The sequence below is a fragment of the Evansella sp. AB-rgal1 genome (genome assembly GCF_041820985.1).
In the GTDB taxonomy this organism is placed as follows: Bacteria; Bacillota; Bacilli; order Bacillales; family Salisediminibacteriaceae; genus Evansella.
On record NZ_JBGUAU010000003.1, the window covers coordinates 130,664 to 147,794 of the forward strand.

Annotated in this window: 14 protein-coding genes and 1 riboswitch; of the genes, 10 read left to right on the forward strand and 4 right to left on the reverse strand. The window is 39.5% G+C overall.

Annotated elements, in window-relative coordinates:
* Nucleotides 1-59 precede the first annotated feature (59 nt).
* The 3 genes from ACERII_RS03410 (at nt 60) to ACERII_RS03420 (ending at nt 2,858) form a co-directional block, all read left to right on the forward strand.
* Complete coding sequence (locus tag ACERII_RS03410) at nt 60-740, forward strand: Na-translocating system protein MpsC family protein (RefSeq protein WP_373640056.1); 681 nt, start codon at nt 60-62, stop codon at nt 738-740.
* Nucleotides 741-854: 114 nt separating this feature from the next.
* Nucleotides 855-2,102: an ATP-binding protein gene (locus ACERII_RS03415; protein WP_373640058.1), complete on the forward strand. Its 1,248-nt coding sequence runs from the start codon at nt 855-857 to the stop codon at nt 2,100-2,102.
* 21 nt (nt 2,103-2,123) lie between these two features.
* Nucleotides 2,124-2,858: a Cof-type HAD-IIB family hydrolase gene (locus ACERII_RS03420; RefSeq protein WP_373640060.1), complete on the forward strand. Its 735-nt coding sequence runs from the start codon at nt 2,124-2,126 to the stop codon at nt 2,856-2,858.
* Between the two features lie 147 nt (nt 2,859-3,005).
* Here the strand turns inward: ACERII_RS03420 and ACERII_RS03425 are convergent, their stop codons facing one another.
* Nucleotides 3,006-3,902 carry an AraC family transcriptional regulator gene (locus ACERII_RS03425; protein WP_373640061.1) on the reverse strand — a complete coding sequence of 299 codons (897 nt, stop codon included), beginning with the start codon at nt 3,900-3,902 and terminating at the stop codon, nt 3,006-3,008.
* Nucleotides 3,903-4,210: 308 nt separating this feature from the next.
* Between ACERII_RS03425 and ACERII_RS03430 the strand changes: the two genes are divergently transcribed.
* From ACERII_RS03430 to nrdG, 6 genes are all read left to right on the forward strand, one after another.
* Entirely contained in the window at nt 4,211-6,562 is a 2,352-nt protein-coding gene (locus ACERII_RS03430) for an FdhF/YdeP family oxidoreductase (protein WP_373640062.1), read from the forward strand.
* Between the two features lie 15 nt (nt 6,563-6,577).
* Nucleotides 6,578-7,369, forward strand: coding sequence for a formate dehydrogenase accessory sulfurtransferase FdhD (gene fdhD, locus ACERII_RS03435; RefSeq protein WP_373640064.1), 792 nt, complete (start codon nt 6,578-6,580; stop codon nt 7,367-7,369).
* 369 nt (nt 7,370-7,738) lie between these two features.
* Nucleotides 7,739-7,935, forward strand: a riboswitch (cobalamin riboswitch).
* A gap of 191 nt (nt 7,936-8,126) precedes the next feature.
* On the forward strand, nt 8,127-10,289 hold the full coding sequence (locus ACERII_RS03440) for a ribonucleoside-diphosphate reductase subunit alpha (protein ID WP_373640202.1): 2,163 nt from the start codon (nt 8,127-8,129) through the stop codon (nt 10,287-10,289).
* 73 nt (nt 10,290-10,362) lie between these two features.
* Complete coding sequence (locus tag ACERII_RS03445) at nt 10,363-11,397, forward strand: ribonucleotide-diphosphate reductase subunit beta (RefSeq protein WP_373640066.1); 1,035 nt, start codon at nt 10,363-10,365, stop codon at nt 11,395-11,397.
* Between the two features lie 32 nt (nt 11,398-11,429).
* The gene (locus ACERII_RS03450) at nt 11,430-13,253 is read left to right on the forward strand and encodes an anaerobic ribonucleoside triphosphate reductase (RefSeq protein ID WP_373640067.1); all 1,824 of its coding nucleotides are present in this window, start codon (nt 11,430-11,432) and stop codon (nt 13,251-13,253) included.
* On the forward strand, nt 13,247-13,744 hold the full coding sequence (nrdG, locus tag ACERII_RS03455; protein WP_373640204.1) for an anaerobic ribonucleoside-triphosphate reductase activating protein: 498 nt from the start codon (nt 13,247-13,249) through the stop codon (nt 13,742-13,744). The genes ACERII_RS03450 and nrdG overlap by 7 nt, the downstream gene beginning before the upstream one ends.
* 189 nt (nt 13,745-13,933) lie before the next feature.
* On the opposite strand, the gene ACERII_RS03460 is transcribed toward nrdG, so the two are convergent.
* On the reverse strand, nt 13,934-14,125 hold the full coding sequence (locus ACERII_RS03460) for a YwbE family protein (RefSeq protein ID WP_373640069.1): 192 nt from the start codon (nt 14,123-14,125) through the stop codon (nt 13,934-13,936).
* Nucleotides 14,126-14,309: 184 nt separating this feature from the next.
* Between ACERII_RS03460 and ACERII_RS03465 the strand changes: the two genes are divergently transcribed.
* Nucleotides 14,310-15,293 (forward strand): aldo/keto reductase, encoded by a 984-nt coding sequence (locus tag ACERII_RS03465; RefSeq protein ID WP_373640071.1) that lies wholly within the window; start codon nt 14,310-14,312, stop codon nt 15,291-15,293.
* Between the two features lie 729 nt (nt 15,294-16,022).
* Here ACERII_RS03465 and ACERII_RS03470 read toward each other — a convergent pair.
* Together ACERII_RS03470 and ACERII_RS03475 are read right to left on the reverse strand one after the other, a co-directional pair.
* On the reverse strand, nt 16,023-16,730 hold the full coding sequence (locus tag ACERII_RS03470; RefSeq protein WP_373640072.1) for a CPBP family intramembrane glutamic endopeptidase: 708 nt from the start codon (nt 16,728-16,730) through the stop codon (nt 16,023-16,025).
* A 78-nt stretch (nt 16,731-16,808) separates the two neighbouring features.
* Nucleotides 16,809-17,123 carry a hypothetical protein gene (locus ACERII_RS03475; RefSeq protein WP_373640073.1) on the reverse strand — a complete coding sequence of 105 codons (315 nt, stop codon included), beginning with the start codon at nt 17,121-17,123 and terminating at the stop codon, nt 16,809-16,811.
* Nucleotides 17,124-17,131: the final 8 nt, after the last annotated feature.

Below are 17,131 nucleotides of genomic sequence, written 5' to 3' on the forward strand. Positions count from 1 at the left end.
AAGAGGTTGTCATTTTATAGGTGATAACTTTGAATAGGCCTTTCGAAAGAAGTGTCTATATGCAATTACAAGATAAAATAAATCATATTAGTAGCTATACTTCTAAGTTATTACGGCAAAAATTTGGAAGAGGTCCAGAATCATGTAGCGCTACATTGTGTAAAAATTATATGGTTTTCTATATAAGAGGCTTCATTTCTCCTATGGAAGAAGTGCTTCTTTACAAAGGACAATCTGCTTACGTGGAAAATGCTCGTGAAGTTATAATTGGACATATTCTAGAAGAACTTAAAGGAGCTGTTCAAGTTAGCTTTGATGTAGAGGTAGAGGAGTACTTTCACGACTGGAACTTTAATAATAATTCAGGTGTCATCATTTTGGTTTTGGAAAGCAAATTAGATACGCCTGTACATAATCCAAACTTTAATATGGTAGCATTAGAACAAGAAATAGCACGTATCACAGAACTAGTTCAAAAAGTACCTGATAAAATATATATGTATCCTGTTTCAAAAAATATCCTTCTTATTGAAAGAATAGGATTATTGGTTCCTATTGAAAAGGCAATGATAAAGAAAGGATACCAAGAGGAATTAAAAATAACGAAAGATGACTTGGAAAAAAGTCATTTTCATCGAGATGTAAATTTACAATCTATTTTTCAATCTTCCGTCCTGGATTTGTTTATAGATTGGAATTTCAAAGAAGATAGATCAATGATGTGCATCATCGTGCAATAAAAAATAGCATAGTTAAGAAAAAGGTAAATGTGGGAATAAACGTCGCGCGTGGCCTAACTTCTAAAAATAGAGGTTAGGTCTTTTTTTATTCGATTATGAAAGGTGAATGCCGTTATGAAGCTAAGACAGCACCATACTAAATCAAAAAAATACGTTATATATTCAGTGCTTTACTTCCTTACTATGCTTGTAGCAATCATTATAACTTATGTAGGTGGTGCACAATTATATGTGATTCTTATGATGATCATTATTAGTGCCTTACTATTTGAACGTATTAAGTTTATTAGAGAAAGAAAAGCACTAGAAGAGGAAAGGAAACTTACTCTTAAAATTGTAAAAGAGTACGAAAGATTCCTCGAAGAAACTCCAGTAGCAATCTTATTTATAAAAAATAACACAATTCGATATATAAACAATCGATGTGCCCAATTATTTCAAGTGAAAAGAAAAAAAGAGATTATTGGGAATTCACTTTTTGATTATCTAGCATTAAAAAAAGTAGTGCCGCTAGAAGATGATTCCATTGCATACGAGAAAACGGTAGGAAATACTATAGGGGTTCTAACGGATTGTAAGGGAATGGAGACGGATGTTATTCTTCACTACCACCAGCTGTTTTTTCAACATGAATGGGGTTACGGGATAGTCATTACAGATATAACGAAGCAGCGACAAAACGAAAAGAGACTTGAGCATTCAGAACAACTTTCTGTTATTGGAGAGTTGGCAGCGGGAATTGCCCATGAAATTCGGAATCCGTTAACTAGTATTATGGGTTTTTTACAGCTTATGAAAAATACGGACGAGGATTCGGAAAAGTATAAAGACATTATGTCCTCAGAATTGCAACGGATCAACTTAATAGTAAATGAATTATTACTTCTTTCGAAACCAAAAGAATTTGAGTTTCAAAAAACAAATATCGTACAATTAATTAAAACAGTTGTAACAATAGTAAATACACAGGCAATACTATATAATATTGAAATTAAAGTAAGTTACAAACCTAAGATGAAGGATGTTACCGTTTATTGTGAGGAAAATAAACTGAAGCAAGTATTTCTAAATATCCTCAAAAATGGTATAGAGGCAATGTCAAAAGAGGGTACAATCACCATTAATATAATAGAGGAAACTAGTGTTATACACATAATCATAATTGACGAGGGTCCTGGAATACCACCTGAACAGCTTTCAAAGTTGGGCAAAAGATTTTACACCACCAAAGATGATGGTACTGGCCTAGGGTTAATGATTAGTATGAATATTGTTCGTGAGCATAAAGGAGAAATAAGTATTACTAGTGAGGTAGGGAAAGGAACAGAAATGAAAGTAACCTTACCAAAATTTGCCTCATGATAGAAGTTAGGAGAATGGTTAATGAAAGAAATCAAACTAGTTGCTTTAGATATGGATGGTACATTACTTAATAGCGAGCATGCTATATCCGAGGCAAATCGAAAAGCTATCAAGGCAGCACAAGAAAAAGGTGTCCATATAGTTATAAGTACAGGAAGGTCCATACATACGTGTCGAAAGCATGCAGAATCACTGAACCTCTCCTCTTATGTTGTTACTGTAAATGGAAGTGAAATATGGGATAGCGAATGGAACTTAATAGAGCAGAACACGATTCCTGAAGAACATATGAAACTAATGTGGGAGTTAAAGGAAAAGCATAATACAAATTACTGGGCAATTTCTTCAGAAAAAGTGTGGAACGATGAATTCCCTTTTGATGATCTATCATCCCATACATGGTTAAAGTTTGGTTTCCATGTAGAGGATGACGAGGCGCGAGAAGAAATAAGAAGACTGTTATCTAACCATCCTGAATTAGAAGTGAGCAATTCCAGCTTAATTAATTTAGAAATAAACGCAATTGGAATCAATAAAGCAAATGGACTACGTAAGGTTTGCGACAAATTAGGTATAACGCTAGACAATGTCCTTGCTGTAGGAGATAGTCTTAATGACTATGCCATGATCGTAGAATCTGGCGTTGGTGTTGCAATGGGCAATGCCCAAGAAAAAGTAAAAGAAGTTGCAGATTGGGTAACGGACACGAATGACGAAGATGGAGTAGCCAAAGCAATTGAGAAGTTTGTGCTTTAGGAAGGAAGCAACGGGGACGGTTCTCGTGCTTCTATTTAGAGATATTATAATCAGTTAGAGCGAATCTCTCTAAGGCACTGAAAAAGTCAAAATTACCTTTTTCAGTGCCATTTCATTTAGGAGGCAATAGCTACGTACTCCCACCAATTATTCTACTTCTTTTATAGGTACATGAATTTCCATCACAAATCTCTCATACTCCCAAGGGTGGCAGCGTTCATCATAAAACTCAAAATCTAGCTTTGTGTCATCGATCTCGTAACCAGAACTAGGAAACCACTCTTCTAAAATATATTTCCAAGCACCTTGTATGGAGGCAACGAATCCCTCGTCTTCAACAGGTGGGGTTGTAAAGACCGCATAAGTTGCTGAAGGCACCTCTAACTGATACATTTCGTCTAAAGCATGTTGAAAATTCGTTACTTCCACTCCTAACACGTAGGAAAACTCATCCGTTTCCATATTGTTATTTACACAAATTCCATATTCCCCATGTTTCGGTGGCTGTTGCGTGTCATATAGCTTCGCTTCCTTGCCTTCAATATTGCATTGGTCCCAAAACGCTGGTATGTCTCTTGAATGAGCATTATTTCGTAAAGTAGTTTTGAATTCATATCCGACAATTTTGAATGCTTCTCTCTCCATTATTTTCGGCTGCATTAAAATTCCTCCTGTCTTATTTTCCTTTATTTTTAATAAGTTGATTTTCTGTGGCACCCCAATTGGCGCATGTATACGGTAAAAGCTTGGTGGATACCCAAAGGCTTTTTTAAAAGCCTTTGTAAAACCTGCATGAGTTTCGAAACCATACGTTAACGCTGTATCTAACACTTTCTTACCATTCCGAAGGTCGCAAAGTGCAAATGAAAGCTTTCGTCTCGTGATATACTCCATGACTGGCATACCTACTAAACTGGTGAAAACTCGATAGTAATGATATGTGGAAAATCCAGCTTGAGTTGATAACTCTTCCACTGTTATCTCTTCCAAAATATTTTCATCAATATAGTCTAGTGTTTCTTGGATCAGTTGAACATAGCTCATGTAAAGCCCCCTTTCTTGAAAGAGTTACCTAGGATACTTACATAATACCAATTCCAAGGTTGATTATCTTATCCTAGATTGCTGTCTTTAAGGTAGGTAGCAGTCACTCCTCTGTCCTGGAAAACAATGCTATAATAATCTTATCTAAAACACTATATATATAGTTAAAACAACTCGTTATGTTTACAAGACATATCTCCATCTAGAGTAGGGTTTAATGTAAGTGCTTACATTGAAGTTTAAAACACACTCCAGTCACACTTAATTCGGACTATCAATCTATTTTTTTCAAAAAAGGTGGGAGAACATTGGGGAAATCGTTGCATGAAGGGCCAATGAAGTTACCGAAGTTGCCGGATCCGCGGTATTGGGTTAGTTGGGTTCCGTTTGGGCTTGGGAAGGTGAAGCCGAAGCATGTTCGTGAGACGGCGAAGGCTGTTTGGGATAATAAGGATAATTTATCTTATGCTGGGCGGATTTTAACAAAAGGTGTTTGTGATGGTTGTGCGTTGGGGGTTGCTGGTTTGAAGGATCAGACGTTGACTGGTCCTCATTTGTGTACGACTCGTTTGAATGTGTTGCGGTTGAATACGATGCCGGCGATCAAGGATGAGGTGTTACTTCGGGATGTGAAGGAGCTGCGGAAGTTGTCTAGCTCGGAGTTGCGGGAGCTTGGGCGTATTCCTTATCCGTTGTCTCGGAAGCCGGGGCAGTCGAGGTTTGAGCGGATTTCTTGGGATGATGCGTTCGGGAAGATTGCTGCAAAAATAAAGTCTGTGGATCCAAAGCAGCTTGCGCTTTTCTTGACGGCAAGGGGAATGACGAATGAGTCGTACTATGTGGCTGGAAAAGTGGCGCGGTTTTTAGGAAGTAATAATATTGATAATTCGTCGAGAATTTGTCATTCACCGAGTAAAACGGCGTTGAAGCGTTCGATTGGAGTGGGGGCGTCCACTTGTAGTTATCGTGATTGGATTGGCTCGGATGTGCTTTTGTTCTGGGGGTCTGTTGCAGCCAACAATCAGCCTGTTTCCACGAAGTATATGTATGCGGCGAAGCGGAAGGGCACGAAGATTATCATGATTAACCCTCACTATGAGCCATCTATGGAAAAATATTGGATTCCGTCTATTCCAGAAAGTGCGTTGTTTGGTACGAAGCTTGCGGATGATGTGTATCAGGTGAATATTGGTGGCGATATTGCCTTTATGAACGGGATTATGAAGCATTGGTTTGTGATGGAGGAGCGGGAGCGTGGATCTGCGATTGATCATTCGTTTGTTAAGGCGCATACGAATGGCTTGGCGCAGTTACGTAAGCATGTGGAAAAACAAAGTTGGGAGGCGTTGGAGAGGTCTGCGGGGATTTCGAAGTCGCGGATGTTGGAGTTGGCGGAGTTGCTGGCAAATTCGAAGTCGGCAGTGTTCGTTTGGTCGATGGGATTAACGCAGCACCGGTTTGGCACAGATAATATTTCGCAAGTTGCCAATTTGGCGATGCTTCGTGGATTTATCGGTCGGAAAAATTGTGGATTGATGCCGATTCGAGGACATTCTGGTGTACAAGGGGCTGGAGAAATGGGAGCGGATCCTTTTGTTTTGCCAGGGGGAGAGTTTGATGATATTAACCGTAAGCGTGTTGAGGGTGTTTGGAAATTTGAGATTCCTCGTTGGCAAGGAGATACGGTAGGAGTTTCGTTGGAAAATGCTCTATTACATGAGGGGCATAAACAAAAAACGAAGGTGTTTTACACTACAGGAGGGAATTTTCTTGAAACGATGCCGAACCCTGACTATGTGCAGAAGTGCTTGGAGAATGTTGAGCTTCGGATTCATCAGGACATAATTTTGAATACGTCTGCGTTGGTAGATGCAAAAGAAGAGGTCATCATCTTGCCATCCATGACGCGATTTGAGCAACCTGGGGGAGGAACGTCTACATCGACAGAAAGGATGGTCTATTTTTCCCCAGAGATCAAGGGTCATCGAATCGGGCAGGCCCGTCCGGAGTGGCAAATTTATGTGGATATTGCGAAGCTTGTGAAACCAGAGCAGGCTAATTTGATAGAGTTTACTGATGCGCAGTCGATTCGTGAGGAAATTGCGGTGGCCAATAAAAATTATGAAGGGATTCAAAATTTGAGAGATACGGGCGATGTTTTCCAGTGGGGTGGAGCGTATTTGTGTGAGGACGGGATGTGTCCCACGGAGGATGGGCGAGGGCAGTTGTTGCCGATTGAACTACCTGAGTTGAGAAAATCGGAAGGCGAGTTTTTCGTTACGACGCGACGAGGAAAACAGTTCAATTCGATGATTTACGGGAAGGACGATCCGTTTAATGGGGCTGATCGATACGATGTGCTTCTTCATAAAGAGGATGCTGGCGAGCTAGGTATCCGTGATGGGGAAGCGGTTGTTGTGTACAATAAGCACGGAGTTTTTCACGGCAGGGCGAGGTTTGATAACACTCGTCGGGGAAATATTTCGTTATATTGGCCAGAAGGGAATGTGGTTATTCCAAAAGGGGTTTATGAAAAATATGCTCGTATTCCAGAGTATAATACGACGGTGGTAGTGGAGAAAGCGGATACGTTTCATGCGAAGAAGGATACCAAGTATGTAGAGCGACAAATGGACGACTTAGAAACGGAAATAAGTTAAGTGGGAGATTTCGCGATGAAAAACAAGGTGATGCAAACGCATGTGATAAAGAAATATGAGCAAGGTGTTCTTCAGGATGCGGATGACTTGATCGTGTTGGAAGAGCCATTGACAATTACGGTGAATGGCCATGAATTTGGAACAATGCTCTGTACGCCAGCGGATTTAGAGGAGCTTGTCCTTGGTTTTTTGGCTTCAGAAGGGGTGATTCGGCGGGCAGATGAGGTTGACTCCGTATTGATTGATGAGGGAAAGGGCTTTGCATATGTGGTGTTGAAAAATAAGCAGGGGTTTGATCCAGAGGGGGCATTCTCGAAGCGGGTTATAGGATCATGCTGCGGAAAGAGTCGTCAATTTTATTTTCAGAGTGATGTGCGGGGTGCTAGGACAATTTTGAGAGCACCTAGTATTTCTGCTAAGCAGTGTTGTCATTTAATGAGTACGATGCAGGAGCAGGCGGAGGATTTTAAGCAAACGGGAGGTCTTCATAACGCAAGTCTTGCTTCCGTGGATGGGATTCTTGTTACGCGATCTGATATTGGGCGGCATAATGCACTAGATAAGCTTTTTGGATATTGTTTGCGAAATAATGTTTCTTTGAAAAATAAAGTAATTGTGTTTAGCGGGAGGATTTCTTCGGAAGTGTTACTGAAGGTCTCCAAAATTGGTGTGGGAATTATCATTGCTAAATCAGCACCAACTACGTTAGCAATTGAGTTGGCGAGAGATTTGGAGATTACCTTGGTGGGGTTTGTCAGGGGAGATAGGTTTAATGTTTATTCGAGAGGAGATAGGGTGGTGGGGTAGGGGGAACGTTTATGTAGTGTCAACAAGGTTCAGAAACAGGATATCGCGTTCCATGGAGCGTTTATGAGACGCGAACAAGGATCAGAAACGGAATCTCGCGTTCCATGGAGTGTTTATGTAACGCGAGCGAGGATCAGAAAAAGAATAACTAATTGATATATTTGCTATTTTTAAAAATACAAATAATGTTTCATCTCCCTATTAAAACAAACTTCACATAACTCCCAGCTAACCTATTTTTCCAAAAAAAAATCTAGGACATTTGCCTAAAAAAATATGTTTTTAACACTTAAGTATTGCAATTGTTTCCTATATTAGATAAACTCAACATACTACATCATGTTTAACGGCAATAATAAAACACTATATATTGATATTTGATTAATAGGTGCTAGTAACATAGCTTGATAGGGAATTCGGTGAGAATCCGAGACTGTCCCCGCAACTGTAAATGCAGACGAAATGAGAACGACCACTGTACTGTTCGGCTGAAAGGCCACTGTATGGGAAGGCTCAAAGTAGGAGGAAGCATAAGTCAGGAGACCTGCCTATTTTTCACGTATTCATGGCTTCGGGGATTGAGACCGTGAACGGCAGGGTATTTTTGTATTGCCCGTTTACAGGACAACGCTCCTATTAACATGCCGTTCAAAGCTCTTTCCATCGAGGGAAGGGCTTTTTCTATGCGTAAAAAGCCTACCATATAATCTAAATCATAGATAGATAAAGGGAGAGTGTAACGATGGGGATTAATGTTATGGAGGATACAAATACAAAATTGCAACAGGAGTTTGCCCACCTAAATTGGACAGGTTGGACATTTGAGAAGTCAGGGAAAGAGCTAATATTAGCTGCACTCGATCGTATATCCATGCAAGAGCCAGACTGGACATATGTTGCTGCTAGAATACGTCTCAACCAGTTATATAGTAGTGTTGCCCAATCACGCTATACGAATGGAGCCACTGTATATGAACAGTTTGAGCAGGTCGTCCACAAGCTAGTTGAGAAAAAACTATATCGTTCCACATTACTAGAAGCCTATACGAACGAAGATATTCAAACACTTGGACAAGCGTTAGAACGAGAGCGAGATAAGAAATTTACCTATTTAGGATTACATACATTGGTAGACCGGTACGTAACAAAGGATTTCGACGGATCTATCCTTGAGCTACCACAAGAACGATTTATGATCATAGCAATGACACTGATGCAAAAGGAGCCGCAACACCAACGAGTATCTCTAACCCTTGATGCATACTGGGCACTTTCAAATTTATACATGACAGTAGCAACACCGACACTAGCAAACGCAGGAAAGACTCACGGACAACTCTCTAGTTGTTTCATCGATACGATCGAGGATAGTTTACGAGGAATCTTTGATAGTACAACGGATGCTGCTACATTAAGCAAAAACGGTGGTGGGATTGGAATCTACCTTGGAAAAATTCGTGCGAGAGGCTCGTCCATTAAAGGCTATAAAGGCACATCTTCAGGGGTACTCCCTTGGATGAAACAGCTTAACAATACGGCAGTAAGTGTGGATCAACTCGGTCAACGACAAGGGGCAATCGCCGTTTACCTTGATGTATGGCATAAAGACATTTTCTCCTTCCTTGATGCGAAATTAAACAATGGAGACGAAAGAAAACGAACGCATGACTTGTTTACAGGTGTGTGCCTACCGGACTTGTTCATGGAAAAAGTGGAAGCGCGAGAAGATTGGTATTTGTTTGACCCACATGAAGTGAGACAAGTAATGGGGTTTTCCTTGGAAGACTTTTTTGATGAAAAACAAGGTTCAGGTAGTTTTCGAGAAAAGTACAAGCTTTGTGTAGAAAACCCAGAATTAACGAAGGAGTCTGTACCAGCAATTGAGATTATGAAACGAGTGATGATCTCGCAACTCGAGACTGGAACTCCCTACATGTTTTACCGAGACCAAGCAAACCGAATGAATCCCAATAACCATTGTGGGATGGTATATGGCTCCAATCTTTGCACAGAAATTATGCAAAACATGAGTCCGACGTTTGTGAAGGAAGAGGTAACGAAAGACGGATCCATTATTATTACAAAACAACCTGGTGACTATGTTGTTTGTAATCTTAGCTCCATCAATTTAGCTACGGCTGTTACGGATGATGTGCTAGAGAGACTGATTCCTATCCAGGTGAGAATGCTAGATAACGTGATTGATATAAATGAAATCGAAGTTCCGCAGGCGAAGCTGACGAATGAGAAATATCGCGCCATTGGACTTGGCACATTCGGTTGGCACCATCTTCTTGCTTTGAAAAAAATAAAGTGGGAGTCGGAGGAAGCAGTGGAGTTTGCTGATGAGTTATATGAAAAAATTGCCTATTTAACAATTGAATCTAGTATGGAGTTGTCAAAAGAAAAGGGATCCTTCAAAGTATTCGAAGGATCTGATTGGGAGACAGGTTCATTTTTTTCAAAAAGAGGGTATTCGAACGAGAAATGGTCTGACCTGACAGCAAAAGTGAAAGAGAACGGACTTCGAAACGGATATTTAATGGCGGTTGCTCCTAACTCGTCCACGGCAATTATTGCGGGTACAACAGCATCCATCGATCCGATTTATCGAAAAGAATATGCGGAGGAAAAGAAGAACTTCCGAATTCCAGTTACAGCTCCAGACATTTCAGCGGAAACAACGTGGTTTTACAAAGCAGCACATGAAACGGACCAACACTGGAGCATAAAGCAAAATGGTGCGAGACAAAAGCATATCGATCAAGGGATTTCCTTCAATATTTATGTGAAAAACACAGTGAAGGCGAAGGAACTGTTAGATATTCATGTTGCGGCTTGGAAGGAAGGCTTGAAAACGACGTATTATGTTCGTTCCACATCAAGCGAACTAGAAGATTGTGAGAGTTGTTCGAGCTAATATAGAGGTTTGAACGAGGGGATATCCCCTCGTTCAAATTGCAAGTTAAATAGATGGAAGGGGTAATCAACACATGAAATTACAAGAAAGAAAGTTGTATGATGTGACGGCACCGAATGCGTCCACAGGGATTATTAATGGAGAGAGTTCGAACGTGTTAAATTGGGATGATGTTCGTTTTCCATGGGCTTATCCTTTATATAAAAATATGTTAGCAAACTTTTGGACACCGTTTGAAATCAATATGTCCAACGACGTTCGTCAGTATGATTTGCTAGAGTCTCATGAGAAAGAGGCGTTCGATAAAATTATTGGACTGCTAGCGTTTTTAGATAGTATTCAAACGGACTATTCCATGCAAGTAGCGCGGTATTTAACGGACTCTAGTTTGTCGGCGTTAATGACGGTTTTATCGTTTCAAGAGGTCGTTCATAACCAAAGCTACTCGTACGTTTTATCAAGTGTAACAACGAAGTCAAAGCAGGACGAAATCTTTGAGTATTGGAAGCATGACAGTGTTCTTAGGGAGCGAAATGATTTTATTGCTCAAGGATATGAAGCATTTGTTAGCAATCCGACTCCGCAAACATTCTTGGAATCGATTGTGTACGATGTGATATTAGAAGGACTTAATTTTTACTCGGGATTTAGCTTTTTCTACAACTTAGCACGTAATCAGAAGATGGTATCAACGTCCACAATGATTAATTATATTAATCGGGATGAGCAGCTTCACGTGCATTTGTTTGCTAATATTTTTAAAGAATTGCTTAGGGAAAACCCAGAGCTAAATACACCTGAAAATCATAAATTTGTTCAACGTACATTTACGAAAGCGGCGGAGCTAGAGATCAACTGGGCAAAATATATCATCGGGGATAAAATCCAAGGCATTGATATAGATGAGCTAGAAGCATATATCAAGTTCATGGCGAACAAACGAGTGAATGAACTAGGTGTAGAGAGACCGTTTGAGGGCTATCGTTCCAACCCAATGCGCTGGATAAAAATATACGAAGACGTAAATAGCGGGAAAACAGACTTCTTTGAACAAAAATCACGCCAATACACAAAAGTATCAACTGATAACGGATTTGACGATTTGTAAAAATGAAATAGGGGATGGGGATCAAGTTGAATATGATAGAAACACTACAAGCAATCTCGGAGAATTGCTGTGAAGAGGGGAAAGAAAATGCCAACGTGGATGGGGGAACTCCACTTGGTAAGCTAGGCCAATTTGCGTCATTAACAGCAAAATGGTACACAGACGAGCATCTACTGACAGAAGAAGTAAGAAATGCAGAAAAGGAAAATCTCATCTATATACACGACAAAGATTTTTATCCAACAGGTTCAACAACATGTTGTCAAATCCCGTTAGGAAAACTATTAAAAAGGGGTTTCAACACAGGTCATGGGTCCATTCGACCACCAAAGACCATAGAAACGGCATTATCTTTAGCGTCGATTATTTTACAGGCTAACCAAAACATGCAGCACGGTGGACAAGCTTTCCCATGCTTTGACTATGATTTAGCGCCGTATGTTCGGAAAACCTATGAGTCTTACTATGACTCTAGTTTTTCAGAAACCGAAGAAGAGCGGGAGAAATTGGCTTGGGAAAAAACAGAGAAAGCTACATACCAAGGATGCGAAGCGTTTATTCATAATGCTAATTCCATGCACTCCAGAGGTGGGGGGCAAATCCCTTTCGTATCTATTAATTATGGTACAGACACCTCCAAAGAAGGTCGGCTGCTGATGAAGCAGTTGCTGTTGGCAACACAAGCTGGCTTAGGAAATGGAGAAACCCCTATTTTTCCTATTCAAATCTTTAAGGTGAAGGATGGGGTAAGTGGTAAAGAAGGGGATCCAAATTATGACTTGTTTCAGCTTGCTGTGGAAACAACCAGCAAACGGTTATTCCCTAATTTTAGTTTTCTAGATAGCGCCTTTAATAAGCAATTTGATACTGGTGATCCTGAATCTGAGGTTGCCTACATGGGCTGCCGAACGAGAGTGATGGGAAATATTCATGGCGATGAAACATCCATTGGGAGAGGGAATCTATCCTTTACATCCGTGAATTTAGTTAAGATAGCTCTACAATCAGAAGGGTTTCTTTCCAATTTTTTTGCGAAACTGGAGAAGGTGTCAGATCTAGTTGTAAGGCAATTGTTAGAACGTTTTCGGTTTCAATGTGAGCGACGAGCAGAAGAGTTTCCGTTTTTATATTCTCAAGGAATTTGGAGAGATGGAGAGGAACTATCAGCTAATTCCTCGGTGGCTGAGTTGTTGAAGCAAGGAACGTTAAGTTTAGGATTTATTGGCCTAGCGGAAGCATTACTTGTTTTAACAGGAAAGCACCATGGTGAATGTGAGGAGACATGGGAATTAGGACAAAAGATCGTTTCTTTTTTGCGGAAAAAAATGGACGATGCCACTGCTGAATTTGGGTTAAACTTTTCGTTGTTGGCAACTCCTGCAGAAGGGTTATCAGGGAAATTTATCAAAAGAGATCGTGAGCACTTTGGAGAAATCGATCATGTAACAGACAAGTCTTTTTACACAAATTCGTTTCATGTGCCTGTACAGTCGACCATCTCCATTGGAGAAAAAATTAGAAGAGAAGCGCCATTTCATACGCTTTGTAATGCAGGTCATATCACGTATATTGAATTGGATGGAAATGCGAGTGCTAATCCAACCGCTATGATGCAAATTGTGAAGCTGATGAAACAGCATGGGCTTGGCTATGGGTCGATCAATCATCCTGTGGATCGTTGTAAAACGTGTGGTTTTCATGGAATGATTGGGGAGAGTTGTCCGCAGTGTGGAGAAAAGGATGCTTCTAATATAGAAAGGATTCGTCGGATTACTGGCTATTTAGTAGGTGATCTGAAGCGATGGAACAAAGCGAAGAAAGAGGAAGAGCAGAAGCGAGTGAAACACAGATGGTAGTGTCTTCGATAATTCATGAGTCCATTGTCGACGGAGAAGGTCTACGAACCGTCCTATTCTTTGCTGGTTGTCCACATCAATGCTTTGGCTGTCACAATCCAAGCACTTGGAGCATCAATAACGGCGTTTCGTATACTGTAGAAGATTTGATGGAGGAGATTGAAAAATATCCTCATGATGATGTCACACTCTCAGGTGGTGAGCCGTTTTTTCAAGCAGAAGCGATTCTTCCCCTTGCTAAACGCATAAAGGGGGCGGGGAAGAATCTTTGGATTTATACAGGGTATACGTGGAGTGAGCTTTTGCAGCGTGGATCTACGTATGAACTAGAGCTTCTTCTGTTAGCGGACGTTATCGTCGATGGACCATTTATTCTAAAGGAGATGGATGTCACCTTACCTTTCCGCGGAAGTAAAAATCAACATATCATTAGAATTAATAGTTTAGAGAGAGAGGAAGTAGAAGAGAGGTTGAACGCAGTTGTTGGGTAGTTTGTTTTAAAAAACCGCCCATCAGCGGCAAACCTCAGTTTTTGTCCTTGGGGCGGCTCATAAGGACAATTACGGGCTTTTAGCATGGTGTTTTGTCCTTATGAGAGGTTCATAAGGACAATTTCGAGCATTTCTCATGCAATCTTGTCTTTATAAACAAAATACTTCAAAAAGAAAATTCCCTTCTTACTAGAGAACTTCCTTTACTCTACCTACCTGTCCATCTTGTAAGCGAACTTTGATCCCGTGTGGATGGTTGCTTGATTTTGTTAAAACATCCTTCACAATACCTCTTGTAAGTTTTCCAGTAAGTTGATCTTGCTTTAAAACGATATTCACTTCTATACCAGGAACAATATCTTTCCTTGATTGTCCATTCATTTTGTCATCACTCCTAATCTTTCATGAAGAAAAAGTTTTTCACTTCCTTCTCCATTAATGTACCGTAACTATCTAGGTTATACAAATCTGTCACAGTCCAAATGTGAGATGTTTGGTGTGAATATGTTAAAATGAATGTGCTTACATTAGTGAAAGAAAAATTAAACATTGGAGTGTGAAGGTAATGAAGTATCGACAATTAGGAAATACGGATTTACGTGTGAGTGAATTGAGCTTTGGTACTTGGGCAATTGGAGGTAACTGGGGCACAACAGACGATGCGGAATCATTACGCGCATTACAAGTTGCCATGGACGCAGGAGTAAACTTTTTTGATACTGCAGACGTTTACGGTAGCGGCCATAGTGAGGAGCTACTTGCGAAGGCAACAAAAGGAAAAGAAGATGACATTTACATAGGGACGAAGTTCTGCCGTGCAGGAGATATATTTGATCCGAAAACATACTCGGAGGAAACGGTACGAACTTATTGTGAAAACAGCTTAAAGCGTCTACAACGTGAGCGAATTGATTTATATCAAATCCACTGTCCTCCAATGGAAATTTTACAAGATGGTAAGGTTTTTGAAGTGTTGGATAAGCTTCAACAAGAAGGGAAAATTCGCCACTATGGAGTAAGTGTGGAGACGGTAGATGAAGGCTTACTTTGTTTGGAAAACCCCAATGTAAAAGCACTCCAAGTTATTTTTAACATATTCCGTCAAAAGCCATTAGCAGAGTTGTTCCCACAAGCGAAAGCGAAAGGTGTTGGAATTCTTGCACGAGTACCTTTAGCTAGTGGTTTATTAACAGGGAAGTTTACGAAAAATGCAGCATTTGAAGCAGATGATCACCGTAACTTCAATAAAGATGGACAAGCGTTCAACGTGGGAGAAACATTTGCGGGAATTGAATTCAACAAAGGTGTAGAGCTTAGTGAACAACTGCGCTGGATCGCAGAAGGTCGTGGCAACATGACGAGAGCAAGCCTTCGCTGGATACTAGATCAGGAAGAGATCACAACAGTAATTCCAGGCTTTAAAAATGTTAAGCAAGTAGAAGACAACCTAGCAGCGACAGAAGTACCAGCATTCACGGAAGCCGAATTGGAAAAACTAAAGTCTTTTTATGAAGCAGAAGTGCATAGCAATGTAAGAGGTGCTTATTAGTATTTTTGATGTAAAAGAGTGAGTAATTTGCTCAAGTTAGCTTTTTTGAAGTATTTGAACATAGCAAAATGGAAGTACGGCATCTAGTACCGTATAGAGGAAGAAAAAATACAGCGAGACCAATTCTTAAGAGTTGGTCTCTTTTTAGTTTCTAAAAAAACAAAAACTTTATCTATATAACGAATAGAGCTTTTCCTGTTAAAGTATTGACCTACATGTTTTTGAAAGAATGGTGAAACAATAGAAACAGTATTTTACTGAAGTAAAGATCGTAATGTTCTGCTATGTTGATTGTATTGCTGTAACCAAGCAGAAACTATGTTTGAAATGTGAATAATATTATTAAAAGAAGTAAGTGCATGGAGGAATTATTAGGGCTGTAAAAAGAGAAGATTTGTATAAAATCATTGACAATATTTCAGATTGAAATTTGGAGAAGGTAAGAGAAATCCTTGAAACCTTAAAGGTCTGGCTAATACAACTTCCTTCACAAACTTTTTGTTACCTTCAATATGCGAGTCTAAGATAGTTATTAAAACATATTGATTTGGATATATACTCCTTCCCCGCTTCCCGCTTCACAACAGTCATCTCCATTTATTTTTTACAGAAGAGAACTTAAATACAAATGGAAAAACTGCTTCATACGATGGCAAAGTAAAAAATACTAAGACAGAAGAAAGAATACTTCCATCATTGTAAATAAGCCGTAGCATTGAGTATCTTTTATTAAACTAACGTATTGACAGCGATAACGTTAAAGCCGTTAACAAAAATATGAAAACCTATAGGTGCATAAATGTTGTTATATTTATGGTAAAGGTATCCTAGTATTAGTCCCAAAACAAATATTCCTGGTAAAATTACAATTGACCACTGATGTATAAGCATAAACATTAAGGAACTTCCCCACACTGCTATATGAGCGTTGTATTTTAATTTTAATGCTTGTAAAATACCGCCTCTAAATATAATTTCCTCGAGAATAGGTGACAAAATAGCCACCTCTAAGAACACTACTAAAAAAGTAACATCTAGATCGGTTAAGCCTGCAAAATCTGAAGTACCAACAACGTCAGATGTATCAATATCTCTCATAAAAAGAAAATGTAAAAAGGTGGAGGTGACACCTATAAACAAAATCCATATTAAAGGTATTTTCCATAGTAATAATACTATTTGTTTTTTGGACAAAGGAACAAACCCTAATGAATTCCACTTGAGGTTGTTCTTTGTGAGTAAATACTTTCTTATGCAAATGATAGCAACAATAAAAAAATTAATTTTATATATGTTTCCTTTTAATATAGTTGAATCAGGGTGATTATTGAAGCCATCCACAGTATCTAGTAAAAGTCCTATAGCTATGTTAAACAATGTAGTCCAGATTAAAACGAGTATAATAGTTCTCATTACATCTGAAAAACTAAACCTCATATCTTATACCTCTTTTCCAATAATACAACCTAACTAATCAATAGACGTTAGTTAGGTTGTATTTGTATCTATGTCTCTCTATTTTTCATCTTCTGGTTCAGTCTCCCAAGGAGCAATTGGACAAGTGTACTCAGGAGGACAACTTGTAACGACATTACCAGTTGTTGTAACATATATTGGTTTTGTCCACGTTCTACCGATAGACATTATGTTGGTGACAATTCGATCATATCCTAATATAAACCAGTCAGTAGGTGCTCTTCCTGTTATATACTCTATCCCTGAATCTACTAGCCAGCCTACTATTGCATCCCTAAACCAGATAGCTATTCGAGCTTGTGGTATAAAATCATCACCTGGATGAATAACATTTGTCTCCAATGATTCTACCACAGTATCTA

What these genes read in the sequence shown, in the direction of transcription:
- ACERII_RS03450 (WP_373640067.1), top strand. Translation starts at nt 11,430, where the DNA reads ATGATAGAAACACTACAAGCAATCTCGGAGAATTGCTGTGAAGAGGGG.
- fdhD (WP_373640064.1), top strand. Translation starts at nt 6,578, where the DNA reads ATGAAAAACAAGGTGATGCAAACGCATGTGATAAAGAAATATGAGCAA.
- ACERII_RS03460 (WP_373640069.1), bottom strand. Translation starts at nt 14,125, where the DNA reads ATGAATGGACAATCAAGGAAAGATATTGTTCCTGGTATAGAAGTGAAT.
- ACERII_RS03415 (WP_373640058.1), top strand. Translation starts at nt 855, where the DNA reads ATGAAGCTAAGACAGCACCATACTAAATCAAAAAAATACGTTATATAT.
- ACERII_RS03425 (WP_373640061.1), bottom strand. Translation starts at nt 3,902, where the DNA reads ATGAGCTATGTTCAACTGATCCAAGAAACACTAGACTATATTGATGAA.
- ACERII_RS03410 (WP_373640056.1), top strand. Translation starts at nt 60, where the DNA reads ATGCAATTACAAGATAAAATAAATCATATTAGTAGCTATACTTCTAAG.
- ACERII_RS03465 (WP_373640071.1), top strand. Translation starts at nt 14,310, where the DNA reads ATGAAGTATCGACAATTAGGAAATACGGATTTACGTGTGAGTGAATTG.
- ACERII_RS03440 (WP_373640202.1), top strand. Translation starts at nt 8,127, where the DNA reads ATGGAGGATACAAATACAAAATTGCAACAGGAGTTTGCCCACCTAAAT.
- ACERII_RS03420 (WP_373640060.1), top strand. Translation starts at nt 2,124, where the DNA reads ATGAAAGAAATCAAACTAGTTGCTTTAGATATGGATGGTACATTACTT.
- ACERII_RS03470 (WP_373640072.1), bottom strand. Translation starts at nt 16,730, where the DNA reads ATGAGGTTTAGTTTTTCAGATGTAATGAGAACTATTATACTCGTTTTA.
- ACERII_RS03445 (WP_373640066.1), top strand. Translation starts at nt 10,363, where the DNA reads ATGAAATTACAAGAAAGAAAGTTGTATGATGTGACGGCACCGAATGCG.
- nrdG (WP_373640204.1), top strand. Translation starts at nt 13,247, where the DNA reads ATGGTAGTGTCTTCGATAATTCATGAGTCCATTGTCGACGGAGAAGGT.